Genomic DNA, 12,949 nt, shown 5'->3' on the forward strand with positions numbered 1-12,949 from the left:
TGTAAGTAGTCGGGAGAAGGCAGCGACAGAGAACAGGTGCGCCAATCTCCAGCAAAAACAAATGTGCCCGGCCAGTGCCGGGCACGTTTTTTATTAGAGGTCCAGAACCAGACGCTGTGGATCTTCGAGGCTCTCTTTGACGCGAACCAGGAAGGTCACTGCTTCTTTGCCATCAACGATACGGTGATCGTAGGACAGAGCCAGGTACATCATCGGACGGATTTCCACCTGACCGTTGATTGCAACCGGACGCTCCTGAATTTTATGCATGCCGAGAATACCGGACTGCGGTGCGTTCAGGATTGGAGAGGACATCAGGGAACCGTAAACACCACCGTTGGAGATAGTGAAAGTGCCGCCCTGCATGTCTGCCATAGAAAGCTTGCCGTCGCGGCCCTTACGACCGAGGCTGCCGATTTCCTTTTCGATATCAGCAATGGACATCTGGTCTGCATCGCGAACCACAGGAACTACGAGGCCCTTCGGTGTGCCAACAGCAACGCCGATGTGTGCGTAGTTTTTGTAGATGATGTCAGTTCCATCAATCTCAGCGTTTACAGCCGGGATTTCTTTCAGAGCGTGGGTCACTGCTTTGGTGAAGAAACCCATGAAGCCGAGCTTTACGCCGTGCTTCTTCTCGAAGATATCCTTGTACTGCTTGCGCAGGTCCATGATCGGCTTCATGTCCACTTCGTTGTAAGTGGTCAGCATAGCCGCGGTGTTCTGTGCATCTTTAAGGCGGCGCGCAATGGTCTGGCGCAGCTTGGTCATGCGAACACGTTCTTCACGAACTTCATCAGTCGGAGCTGATGGAGCACGAACAGCAGCAGGGGCCGGAGCGGCTGCAGGAGCTGCAGTTGCGCCGGCAGCAACAGCTGCAAGAACATCACCTTTAAGAACCTGACCGCGCTTGCCGGAACCAGCGACCTGATCCGCAGACAGGCCTTTTTCAGCCATCATCTTTGCCGCAGAAGGTGCTGCTGGCATGCTTGTGCCAGAAACGGCTGGTGCTGGAGCGGCAGCTGCCGGAGCAGCAGCAGCAACAGCTGCGCCGTCGCCTTTAGCGATTTTGCAGAGCAAGTTGCCCGGCTCAACGGTTGCGCCAGTTGCCTGAGCGATCTCAACCACTGTGCCGGCAATCGGGCTTGGTACTTCCTGAGCTGCTTTGTCGGTTTCCAGCTCAACGAGAATATCGTCGGCCTTAACAACGTCGCCAACTTTCACGGACCATTCGCCAACTTCAGCTTCGGTCACGCTTTCGCCAGCGTGTGGTACCAGAACTTCAACCGTTTCAGCAGCGGCAGCAGGTGCTGCTTTTGCTGCGGCAGGAGCAGCTTCGGCGGCCGGAGCGGACGCAGCACCAGCTGCGCCTTCCAAGATGGAACCAAGAAGGGCGCCAACCTCAACGGTATCGCCTTCTTTTACATCAATGCTGTCGAGCTTACCGGCAACAGGAGCAGGCACTTCAACAGTTACCTTATCTGTTTCCAACTCAACCAGTGGCTCATCTGCATTCACCGCATCGCCCGGTTTCTTGAACCATTGAGCGATTGTTGCCTCGGTTACGGATTCACCCAGTGTGGGCACTCGAATTTCCGTCGCCATTGTTTCTATCTCTTTTCGTTTCAGGGCCCCTGAAAGGCCTGTCGGACTTACCTGATTACGATGTACTTACTCGGCGAATGCATCGTCGAGGAAAGCTTGTAGCTGAGCCAAGTGCTTTGACATCAAGCCGGTTGCTGTTGCTGCAGCTGGCGGACGACCAACGTAACGTGGGCGATGCACTTTTGCATTCACATGCTCCAGAACCCATTCAATGTACTGTTGAATGAAGAACCAGGAGCCCATGTTCTTTGGCTCTTCCTGACACCAGACTACGTCTGCATTCGGGAAGCGCGCCATCTCTACACACAGTGACTTGGTCGGGAATGGGTAGAGCTGCTCAACGCGAAGGATGTAAACATCATTGATGTTACGCTTCTCGCGCTCTTCGAGCAGATCGTAGTAGACCTTACCTGTACACAGCACCACGCGACGGATCTCGTCATCCTTCTTCAGCTCAACAGTTGAACCTGGGTTCGTTTGAGCATCATCATGAAGAAGACGGTGGAAGCTTGAATCTGCACCGAAGTCTTCCAGTGTGGAAACTGCACGCTTATGGCGCAGCAGAGACTTAGGCGTCATCAGAACAAGTGGCTTACGAATGTCACGCTTCAACTGACGGCGCAGGATGTGGAAGTAGTTTGCCGGTGTCGTACAGTTCGCCACCTGCATGTTGTCTTCCGCAGCCATCTGCAAGAAACGCTCAAGGCGCGCTGAGGAGTGCTCAGGGCCCTGACCTTCATAGCCGTGAGGCAACAGGCAGACCAGACCGGACATACGCAACCATTTGCGTTCGCCGGAGGAGATGAACTGATCAAACAGCACCTGCGCACCGTTTGCGAAGTCACCGAACTGTGCTTCCCACATGGTCAGCGCGTTTGGCTCGGTCAGAGAGTAGCCGTATTCGAAGCCCAACACTGCTTCTTCAGAAAGCATAGAGTTGATGACTTCGTAGCGGCCCTGCTTTTCACCGACATGGTTCAGCGGAATGTAGCGGTTCTCGTCTTCCTGATCGTACAGAACAGAGTGACGTTGCGAGAAGGTACCGCGCTCACAGTCCTGACCGGACAAGCGAACAGAATGACCTTCCTGCAGAAGGGAGCCGAATGCCAGCGCTTCACCCATTGCCCAATCGATACCTTCGCCGGTCTCGATCATTTTAGCGCGGTTGCCCATGAAGCGGCGGATGGTGCGGTGTGCGTTGAAGTCGTCAGGAACGGAGGACAGCTTCTCGCCCAGATCCTTCAGCTCATCATTTGGAATGCCGGTTGAACCACGGCGTGGCTCATCGGTGTCCTTTGCCACCTTCATCTTGGCCCAACGACCGTCCAGCCAGTCAGCCTTGTTTGGCTTGTAGACAGCGCCAGTTTCAAATTCGCGGTCAAGATGCGCACGCCAATCCGCTTTTGCCTTGTCCACTTCTTCTGCTGACATCAGGCCTTCCTTGACCAGTTTGTCTGCGTAGATCTGAAGTGTTGTCGCGTGTTTGCGGATCTTGCGGTACATGATTGGCTGCGTGAACGCAGGCTCGTCGCCTTCGTTGTGACCAAAGCGACGGTAACAGATCATGTCGATCACTACTGGGCGACCGAACTGCTGGCGGAACTCAATCGCGATCTTCGCAGCATAAGTCACGGCTTCTGGATCATCGCCATTTACGTGGAAGATCGGCGCTTCAATCATTTTCGCCACATCAGACGGATATGGAGAGGAGCGTGAGAAGCGTGGATTGGTTGTGAAGCCAATCTGGTTGTTGATGATGAAGTGGATCGAACCACCGGTCCGGTGACCGCGCAGTGCGGACATGCCGAAACATTCTGCGACAACACCCTGCCCTGCGAATGCAGCATCGCCGTGCAGCAGCAGAGGAAGAACGTTGGCGCGCTCAACTTCCGTAGTTTCTTTCCAGTCAGACAACTGGTCCTGCTTCGCGCGTACCTTACCCAGTACAACCGGGTTTACGATCTCAAGGTGAGACGGGTTCGCGGTCAGTGACAGGTGAACGTTGTTGTCGTCAAAGGAGCGGTCGGAAGATGCACCAAGGTGGTACTTTACGTCACCTGAGCCTTCAACGTCGTCCGGTGCGTAAGAGCCGCCCTTGAACTCGTGGAAGATTGCGCGGTGTGGCTTGCCCATCACCTGAGACAGAACGTTCAGACGGCCACGGTGTGCCATGCCCAGAACAATCTCTTGCACGCCAAGAGCACCACCACGTTTGATGATCTGCTCCAGCGCCGGGATCAGTGCTTCACCACCGTCCAGACCAAAACGCTTGGTACCAGTGTACTTTACATCAAGGAATTTTTCAAAACCCTCTGCCTCAACGAGCTTGTTGAGGATTGCCTTCTTACCTTCCGGAGTGAACGCAACATGCTTGTCCGGACCTTCGATGCGCTCCTGAAGCCATGCTTTTGCAGCAGGATCAGAGATGTGCATGAACTCGACACCAAGGGTGGAGCAATAGGTCCGTTTCAGAATGTCCAGCATCTCACGGATGGTGGCAAATTCCATGCCCAGAACGTTGTCCAGGAAAATTCTGCGGTCCCAGTCCCCTTCAGAGAAGCCATAGGTCGCGGGATGCAACTCTTCATGGTCACCAGGAACTGCGAGGCGGAGCGGGTCCAAATCGGCATGCAAGTGACCGCGCATACGGTAGGCGCGGATCATCATGATAGCGCGGACACTATCACGGGTTGCCTGCAAAACCTGATCTTCGGTTAGCTCGACACCATTCTTCTTGGCAGCAGACTTAATCTTCTTGCTGACCTCTTTTTCAGCAGGCCAGTCGCCATCAAGGGCAGAAACCAGTTCACCGTTTGCCGGAACCGGCCAGTCAGGGCGTTTCCAAGTCGCTCCACGAGCTTCCTTGATTACATCCTCTGGGTTGTCCTGAAGCGAAGAAAAGAATTCTTTCCACTCGGGATCGAGTGAATTCGGATTTTCCTGATATTGAGCATAGAGTTCCTCAATATAAGGAGCGTTGGCGCCGTATAGGAACGACGTCAGCGCGAATACATTGTTCGCGTCCTGCCGAGCCATCGTTTTTAAGCGGACTTTTGGTCCGCCCTACTTTCTTTGGGCGGGTGCTATACACCACATACCCTTGGGTCCCGCGACTGACAGCAAGTCTGGGGACTTACTGCCTCCTCAAGACTGTCGGTGAAAATGATTCACCGACAGTCGATCTAATATGCCTCCAAATAGTGTAGGAGGTGTAATTTTTATGCGCCCTGTTTCAATTCTTCGAGAAGCGCAACAAGTGTCTTGCCAAGCTTAGCAGGGGATGGGGATACACGGATACCTGCATCTTCCATTGCTGCAATCTTGTCTTCAGCTCCGCCTTTACCGCCGGAGATCACAGCACCTGCGTGACCCATGGTGCGGCCTGGAGGCGCTGTACGGCCTGCAATGAAGCCAACCATTGGCTTTTTGCGGCCTTTTGCAGCCTGCTCTTTAAGCCACTCAGAAGCTTCTTCTTCTGCAGAACCACCGATCTCACCGATCATGATGATGGATTCTGTTTCCGGATCGTCCAGGAACAGGTCCAGCATGTCGATGAATTCGGTACCTTTTACAGGGTCACCACCGATACCAACAGCAGTTGTCTGGCCAAGGCCTTCCTGAGTGGTCTGGAATACAGCTTCATAGGTCAGGGTACCGGAACGGGACACGATACCAACATTACCCTTTTTGAAGATGGAGCCCGGCATGATGCCGATCTTGCATTCTTCAGGGGTCAGAACGCCTGGGCAGTTAGGGCCAAGCAGACGGCTGTTGGAGTTTTCGAGGCGTGCTTTCACCTTCACCATGTCTGCGACCGGGATACCCTCGGTGATACAAACGATGAATGGGATTTCTGCGTCGATCGCTTCGATGATCGCTGCCGCTGCACCTGCTGGTGGAACGTAAACTACAGAGGCGTTTGCACCAGTTGCCTCTTTAGCTTCTTTAACGGAAGCGTAGATTGGCAATTCAGCTGCACCTTCAATGCCGCTGGACCAAGTTTCGCCACCCTTTTTAGGGTGCACACCAGCAACCATCTTGGTGCCGTAGTATGCGAGTGCCTGTTCAGTGTGGAATGTACCGGTTTTACCGGTCAGACCCTGAACGATGACTTTGGTGTCTTTATCTACGAGGATGGACATTATGCGACCTCCTTCACAGCAGCTACGATTTTCTGGGCTGCGTCATCGAGATCGTCAGCAGGGATCACGTTCATGCCGCTTTCGTTGATGATCTGTTTGCCAAGCTCAACGTTGGTACCTTCGAGGCGAACAACGAGTGGAACCTGCAGGCCAACTTCTTTAACAGCTGCCAACACGCCTTCTGCGATAACGTCACAGCGCATGATGCCGCCGAAGATGTTGACGAGAATGCCCTGTACGTTTGGATCAGAGGTGATGATCTTGAACGCAGAGGTTACTTTCTCTTTTGTTGCGCCACCGCCAACGTCGAGGAAGTTTGCAGGCTCAGCACCGTAGAGCTTGATGATGTCCATGGTCGCCATTGCCAGACCAGCACCGTTCACCATGCAGCCGATGTTACCGTCAAGAGCAACGTAAGCGAGGTCGTGCTTGGAAGCTTCGATCTCTTTTTCGTCTTCTTCGGTCTTATCGCGCAGAGCAACGATATCTTCGTGGCGGAACAGTGCGTTGCCGTCGAAGGATACTTTTGCATCCAGAACGCGCAGACGACCGTTTTCCATGACGATCAGCGGGTTGATTTCGAGAAGAGCCATGTCCTTCTCTACAAATGCTTTGTAGAGGATTGGGAACAGCTTCATGCCGTCCGCGCGTGCTTCACCTTCAAGCTTAAGGGTGTCGCAAAGTGCAGAAGCTTTTTCCTCAGTCACGCCTTCCAATGGGTTGATTGGCAGGGTGAGGATCTTTTCAGGAGTTGCGTGTGCAACTTCTTCAATGTCCATGCCGCCTTCAGTGGATGCTACGAAAGCAACCTGACCACAGGTGCGGTCTACCAGAAGGGAGAGGTACAGTTCGCGATCGATGTCGGCACCGTCTTCGATGTAGAGGCGGTTTACAACTTTACCTGCGTCACCGGTCTGAGCGGTTACGAGGGTGTTGCCGAGCATCTCATTCGCGTGGGACTCAACTTCGTCCTTGCTGAATGCCAAGCGAACGCCGCCCTTTGCATCAGGGCCAAGTTCCTTGAACTTACCTTTACCACGGCCACCAGCGTGGATCTGGGACTTCACAACCCAAAGCGGGCCAGGAAGTTTATCTGCCGCAGCCTTTGCTTCGTCTGCGGAGAAAATTGCGACACCTTCAGCAACCGGTGCGCCGTATTCTTTCAGGACTGCTTTAGCCTGATACTCATGAATGTTCATCTGCACTTCCCAATCTAAGGGCCCTGCCGGAGCAGGAAGCTAGGCTGGCAACGCAGTGTGCTGCCAACCTTTTTAGATCAAAGCTTGCCGGCTTATGCCAAAGCAGGCTGGATTTTCTTACAAGCGTCAACGAGACCGTTTACAGAGGAAACGGACTTGTCGAACATGGCTTTTTCATCGCTGTTGAGATCGATCTCAATGATGCGCTCGATGCCGTTGGCGCCGATAACGGTTGGTACTCCAACGTACATGTCTTTCTGGCCGTACTGACCGTCCAGATGCGCTGCACATGGCAGAACACGCTTCTTATCTTTCAGGTAGCTTTCAGCCATCTGAATTGCAGAAGCAGCTGGTGCGTAGAACGCAGAACCCGTTTTCAGGAGACCAACAATCTCAGCACCACCATCACGGGTGCGCTGTACGATTTCTTCCAAACGATCTGCAGTGAGCCAGCCCATCTTAACCAGATCGGTCAGAGGCACGCCTGCAACGGTGGAGTAACGTGTCAGCGGAACCATAGTGTCGCCGTGGCCGCCAAGAACGAATGCGGTTACGTCTTCTACGGATACGTTGAATTCTTCAGCGAGGAAGTAACGGAAACGAGCGCTATCCAGAACGCCAGCCATGCCAACAACTTTGTTTGCAGGCAGGCCAGAGAATTTCTGCAGAGCCCAAACCATCGCGTCGAGCGGGTTGGTGATGCAGATTACGAATGCGTCTGGCGCGTACTTCTTAATACCAGCACCAACCTGCTCCATAACCTTCAGGTTGATTTCAAGCAGGTCATCACGGCTCATGCCAGGTTTACGAGGAACACCTGCAGTCACGATGACGACATCAGAACCAGCGATGCCTTCATAGGTGTTTGTGCCAGACAGACCTGCATCAAAGCCATCAACCGGAGAAGATTCTGCCAAGTCCAAAGCTTTACCCTGAGGCATACCTTCTGCGATATCGAACAGAACGATATCACCCAGTTCTTTCAGACCAGCAAGGTGTGCAAGTGTGCCACCAATCTGACCAGATCCAATCAAAGCAATCTTGTTGCGCGCCATGAGGAGCTCCCCTTTACGTAACATAGAACCATGATATATGGTGCCTATTTGTCGCAGTGGGTAGCGGTTTTGACGCATGTGCGCAAGCCAATAGAAGCACACATGCGCGTTATTTTCCCTAAAATGACATTTTTTTAGCTGTTTGGATAAGCTCTCAATACGTCATTTATGAAAAAATTTAATTTTTTTCAGTTTTACGTAATCGACTCGGCCATCAGGTACTCTTCCGAACGCATTTCGATCAGCCGCGAAGCAGTCCGATCGAACTCAAATGCTTCCGTTCCGGTAGAAGCGACATATAGGTCCTGCGGCTCTGCTGCTGCCTGAATCACGAGGCGGACCTGATTGTCGTAGAGCGTGTCGATCAGATTGATGAACCGCTTCGCTTCATTCCTGCGTGTGTAGTCCAACGTTGGTACACCCTCGAGGAAAACTGTGTTGAAAGCATGTGCAATACGCAGGTAATCAGAGGGGCCCAGAGGGGTGCTGCACAGTTCCTGGAATGTGAACCAAGCAATCGCGCTGCATGTGCGGCTGACAGGGATTTTCCGGCCTTTATTTTCCAACTCAACAAGGTGGCACTGCAGGCCATAAGTCATACTGGCCCAAAGTTTTTCCATGTGCTGAAGAGTTTCAGCGTCAGCAGGCACAAGGTACGTATCCGCTCCTGAGAGCTTTTCGAGGCGATAATCAGTTGGCGCATCCAGATGCAGCACATTCATGCGCTCACTCAAAGAACGGATGAATGGAAGAATATGATTTCTATTCAGTCCGTTCTTATATAGCTCATCCGGCACCACATTTGAGGTGCACACGACGATCACTCCCGCCTCAAACAACTTGCCAAACAGGCGACCAAGCAGCATGGCGTCGGCGATGTCTGTCACGGTGAATTCATCAAAGCAAAGAAGCTTCGTGTTACTGGCGATCTCTTCTGCAATCGGGATGATCGGGTCGCGGTCCTTGATCGCTCCAGCACTGATCTGCTTGCGGACCATAAAGATCCGATCATGGATCCCCTCCATGAACTCGTGGAAATGCGAGCGATGCTTCTTTGGTTCGGGGCTCAGATCATAGAACAGATCCATGAGCATGGTTTTACCGCGCCCTACAGAGCCCCAGACGTACAAGCCTTTGATAAACTCGGGCTCTTCTTTGTTCTTGTTAAACAGGCGCCCCAGCAGCCCCTTCTTCTCTTCCGGCTTTCGCTTTGACATTTGTGCAGTCAAAGCATCCAGAGATTTTGCCACCTGAATCTGCGCCGGATCTGCTTCCAGATCGCCGCGCGCGACCATTGCTTCGTAGTTGGCAAGGACGGTTGTTAGGTTAGACGTATTCTCAAGCACGGGGCGCACATTCCTTAAGCTGAATCTCTGAGGGCAAACCGCCAGATCTGATGGGCATATGTGCCCATGGCATAAAGGAGAGCCCTCCCCTGACGCAAGTACAATAGGGGTTATTCGTAAAGCCTATGCGTCATATCAGATCAAAATCTATGCAGCGCTTGATCTAACGCAAAAAGCGCTGCACTCAATCAGAGCGCAACGCTGTAATACCTATAGGATCATCAATTGATGATTAGCGAGCCACGTTGATTGGAGCGCCGTTTGCAGTCTGGCCGGAGAAGTTGGTTCCGCTACCAGAAAGGGTTGCTACGTTTCCGCCGCCAGCATCTTTCAACTCGACCTGATTACCATTCAGATTCCAAGCGGAGATCTGAGAGAGCGTTGCGTCGCTACAGCCGCGGGTGTTCGCGCGGTAGCCACCACTCCATTGGGTCAGCGTCATGAAGAGCTTACAGTTGTCACCGCCAGAAGAGACGCTCCAGCCACCGAGCAGGTCAGTGCGACCAAGAGAGCCGCCTGTTGCGTTTACGTCTGGAGCAGGAGGTGCGGTTACAACCTGCGAGTTAGCGTTTGCATCCTGACCATCTACCAGAATCTGCCCTTCAGAACCCGGTTGCCCAGGAATTGGAGAGAGGGTCTGGCCCTCGATTGGTGAGATCGGGGAAGCAGGCAACGGAGAGACATAACTGCGGGTGTACGTCGTCCGTTGGCACGCTATTGTGAAGAGTGCAACTACAGAAACAAATGCAATCGTCGTACTACGATTCATAGTGGTGTCATCCCAGCCTTGTTAATAAGGCGTATTAACCATAAAGACCTTAAGAAATTGCCCCCAAAACAAGGCAGGTGGAAGGTTTAACACCCAAAAAAATTTCAGTTTCCCACGAAAACTCATGGTCACTTGGGGAAATATTAGAAAATTTAACAATCCCCGACAAAGCATAGCGGCGGACAATTTTAGCAAGCAGCACGCCAATTCAGAGAATCACTTGAAAAAGTCTTCGAAGAGAGCGCCAGATCTATAGATTCTCTGATCTTGCGGAAGGCATCCGTCGCTTCTTTTATGTTCTGTGGTCTGTTTTCATCTAGGCAAATGTCCCAATTTAACTTCATTGGGTGACCAGGCCAGACTGGTTGCTTGTCGAGAAGCACGCTTTTCTGAAGGCTTACTACGTAATCCGGTTGAGGTGCTTGCGGGAGCGAGAAAATCGACCAGGACTTGGGATGGAGCCCAGCCTCTTCCATTCCATGCGCAAAAAGAACCTTTTTTGTGAGAGAGACCATCTCCTCACGCGGCATAGGCCCGCCGGAAAAGGCACGCAGCCCGCCCATTGCGGTTTGATTGAAGTAGGCTTCTGCCGCCAAACTCAGGAATGAATTATCAACGCAAACAAACAGTACATTCGCCTTAATCATAGGCACGCCTCCATTGGAGCGCAGGACAGTGTCCAATCATTCGGTGTCACTTGGTTCGGGCACTTAATAGTGGCCTTTTTCTTCGGATAGATGACACTCAACGGTGCGCTGCAAATAATTGCGGTGTTTTGGGAATGAGCGCCGCCGAAATACGGACTAATCCGCACTGACGACGCCAAACCTAAGTGAACTCAATTCACTTTGCTGCTGATCGCCTGTATAAAGACCCCGATTTTTCTGATTTTATTTGGAGCATACACAATGTCGTTTCCTCTCTGGACAATACTGATTGCTGGTCTGATGCCATGGCTATCTGTCCTTCCTGCCAAGTTTTCACGTGACTTTGACAATTCAAATCCAAGAGATCCAAAGTATTGGAAAGAGGGATTTCGCTTGCGCGCACGCTCCGCTGAGGTCAATGGCCTCGAAGCTTTCCCTCTTTACGCTGTGTCGGTTCTCGTCGCTCTTGCCTATGGCGGCGACCCAGACTGGATCGAAAGACTGTGTGGCCTGTTCATTGCAATGCGCCTTCTGTTCATCGCCTGTTACTGGCTTGACCGCGCCACTCTGCGTTCCGTTGTCTGGTTCATTGGGTTGATCTGTTCGGTTGCGCTGTTCACGTCTCCGGCGTGGTCATAACAGTATGCGCTGAGGGCCATAATCCCCGCGATTTCAAGGTATTGTGAGAAAGGTAAACATCTTTCTCACGCAAACTGGCGCAGTTCCGCGATTTCTGCGGCTCTGCTGGCGCGAGAAGTAAACAAAAGGCCTTGGCAGCCCCTTAGTTTTTGGGGTGGACCGCCCACTTAAGGAAGAACCTGTCCGCTTGTGCGGCGGTTTCTTTCGTAAATGGCCTGCGGCGACGGGCGAGCAGCGCAGGGCCTGCTTCCAGTTCCGACAGGATCAGGTCGTTGATAGCGCCAGCCGGGCGCACAACGTCTTTGATCATTCCAGCTTCGCTTCGCTCAACCAGCTCTTCAATCTCACCACGCAGAACCGGGCGAATGAACGTCGCCTCCGCAATTTCGGTCAGGCGAGAGGGCGGAATGCCCTGATAACGGTTCTGGTTATACCAGCGCAGCACTAGTGATGAGCGGATGAGATCATAGAGACGCTCAGGCACGATCTCGCTGAGCGCGACACCGTCGAATCGATGCTTCTGACGCTCAAGCCGGTTGTAATGATAGAGGGCGAAGCGGACTGGGTCGCAATGCTCAAGAGCGAAGGAAATCAATGATTTCGGAAACTCTTCATGGCCTGCATACGGGTCTTTCAACTGAACCCAGTCAAGTGGTTCAGGATTCCCTTTCAGCAGTGCAATGAGGGTCTTCTTCAAATCCCAGCCAGAGACGTTTGCCGGGACAGTGGCATCAACCTCAACGGTTTCATCCGCAGGGAAAAGAGAGAGGTAATGCTCGATTGACCGGATGTAAATGAACCGGCAGTTGGCGTAGTAGGCCTCAGTCTTCTTGTTCAGGTATAGGTGCGAGAGGTCGCCCGCGTGCAAAACACGCAGGTTGCTCTTGTTTTCCAAATCACGAAAGCTTTTTTCGAGCTCTAGAAAAACAGAGGAATTATCTGAACCAGCTTGTGATGGTGCATCGACCAAAATTGTCTAACCTGAAATCTAAGAGGCTTCTCCTCGTTGCACTTACCCTTGAACGCAATTCAGGGCAAGTGCACTCGAGCAGTTTGCTCTCCAAGTCTTAGGAAAACAGGGAGGTCCTGTGAAGATGCGCGGTGTCTTACTTCGCGTCTTCGGAAAGCGCATCAAATGCGCTCAGCGCTTCTGCTGCATACATCAGGGACGGGCCGCCGCCCATATAGACTGCAACACCAAGCGCTTCGCTCACTTCTTCGCGAGTCGCACCATACTTGATGCAGGCTTTAGCGTGGTAGCCCAGGCAAGCATCACAGCGCGCAGCGACGCCGATTGAGAGCGCGATCAACTCTTTGGTTTTTGCATCAAGCGCACCGGCGCCAATCGCGTTTTTCGCGATCTCGCCGAAGCCCTTCATGACGCCTGGGATACCCGGGCGAAGTTCAGCGAGGCGACCGTCGGTTTGTTTCAGGAATTCTTGCCAGTTTTCTACAGCCATGCTTCAGCTCCTTTATATTAGTTATTACTAATAATAACAGTACATCAGGATCCAACAATGACAAAAGTCAAAAGCAATGCGCTTAGG

Annotated in this window: 11 protein-coding genes; 1 reads left to right on the top strand and 10 read right to left on the bottom strand. The window is 52.6% G+C overall.

What is annotated here, in order from left to right; all coding sequences use genetic code 11:
- Positions 1 to 93 precede the first annotated feature (93 nt).
- From odhB to IE076_RS05920, 8 genes are all read right to left on the bottom strand, one after another.
- Positions 94 to 1,605 (bottom strand): 2-oxoglutarate dehydrogenase complex dihydrolipoyllysine-residue succinyltransferase, encoded by a 1,512-nt coding sequence (odhB, locus tag IE076_RS05885; protein WP_189435847.1) that lies wholly within the window; start codon positions 1,603 to 1,605, stop codon positions 94 to 96.
- A gap of 66 nt (positions 1,606 to 1,671) precedes the next feature.
- A complete protein-coding gene (locus IE076_RS05890; protein ID WP_189435848.1) occupies positions 1,672 to 4,641 on the bottom strand; it encodes a 2-oxoglutarate dehydrogenase E1 component in 2,970 nt (989 codons plus the stop codon).
- Positions 4,642 to 4,823: 182 nt separating this feature from the next.
- Positions 4,824 to 5,747 (bottom strand): succinate--CoA ligase subunit alpha, encoded by a 924-nt coding sequence (sucD, locus tag IE076_RS05895; RefSeq protein ID WP_189435849.1) that lies wholly within the window; start codon positions 5,745 to 5,747, stop codon positions 4,824 to 4,826.
- Positions 5,747 to 6,946 carry an ADP-forming succinate--CoA ligase subunit beta gene (gene sucC, locus IE076_RS05900; RefSeq protein WP_189435850.1) on the bottom strand — a complete coding sequence of 400 codons (1,200 nt, stop codon included), beginning with the start codon at positions 6,944 to 6,946 and terminating at the stop codon, positions 5,747 to 5,749. Before sucC ends, sucD begins: the two co-directional genes overlap by 1 nt.
- A gap of 92 nt (positions 6,947 to 7,038) precedes the next feature.
- A complete protein-coding gene (gene mdh / locus IE076_RS05905; protein WP_189435851.1) occupies positions 7,039 to 8,001 on the bottom strand; it encodes a malate dehydrogenase in 963 nt (320 codons plus the stop codon).
- A gap of 194 nt (positions 8,002 to 8,195) precedes the next feature.
- On the bottom strand, positions 8,196 to 9,347 hold the full coding sequence (zapE, locus tag IE076_RS05910; protein ID WP_189435852.1) for a cell division protein ZapE: 1,152 nt from the start codon (positions 9,345 to 9,347) through the stop codon (positions 8,196 to 8,198).
- Between the two features lie 232 nt (positions 9,348 to 9,579).
- The gene (locus IE076_RS05915) at positions 9,580 to 10,116 is read right to left on the bottom strand and encodes an AprI/Inh family metalloprotease inhibitor (protein ID WP_189435853.1); all 537 of its coding nucleotides are present in this window, start codon (positions 10,114 to 10,116) and stop codon (positions 9,580 to 9,582) included.
- A gap of 188 nt (positions 10,117 to 10,304) precedes the next feature.
- A complete protein-coding gene (locus IE076_RS05920; RefSeq protein ID WP_189435854.1) occupies positions 10,305 to 10,763 on the bottom strand; it encodes an arsenate-mycothiol transferase ArsC in 459 nt (152 codons plus the stop codon).
- 261 nt (positions 10,764 to 11,024) lie between these two features.
- Between IE076_RS05920 and IE076_RS05925 the strand changes: the two genes are divergently transcribed.
- On the top strand, positions 11,025 to 11,402 hold the full coding sequence (locus IE076_RS05925) for an MAPEG family protein (RefSeq protein WP_189435855.1): 378 nt from the start codon (positions 11,025 to 11,027) through the stop codon (positions 11,400 to 11,402).
- A gap of 142 nt (positions 11,403 to 11,544) precedes the next feature.
- Here the strand turns inward: IE076_RS05925 and IE076_RS05930 are convergent, their stop codons facing one another.
- On the bottom strand, positions 11,545 to 12,372 hold the full coding sequence (locus IE076_RS05930) for a DNA polymerase beta superfamily protein (RefSeq protein WP_189435856.1): 828 nt from the start codon (positions 12,370 to 12,372) through the stop codon (positions 11,545 to 11,547).
- 136 nt (positions 12,373 to 12,508) lie between these two features.
- Positions 12,509 to 12,862: a carboxymuconolactone decarboxylase family protein gene (locus IE076_RS05935; protein ID WP_189435857.1), complete on the bottom strand. Its 354-nt coding sequence runs from the start codon at positions 12,860 to 12,862 to the stop codon at positions 12,509 to 12,511.
- Positions 12,863 to 12,949: the final 87 nt, after the last annotated feature.

The sequence above is a fragment of the Pseudovibrio japonicus genome (assembly GCF_014651595.1).
GTDB lineage: Bacteria > Pseudomonadota > Alphaproteobacteria > Rhizobiales > Stappiaceae > Pseudovibrio > Pseudovibrio japonicus.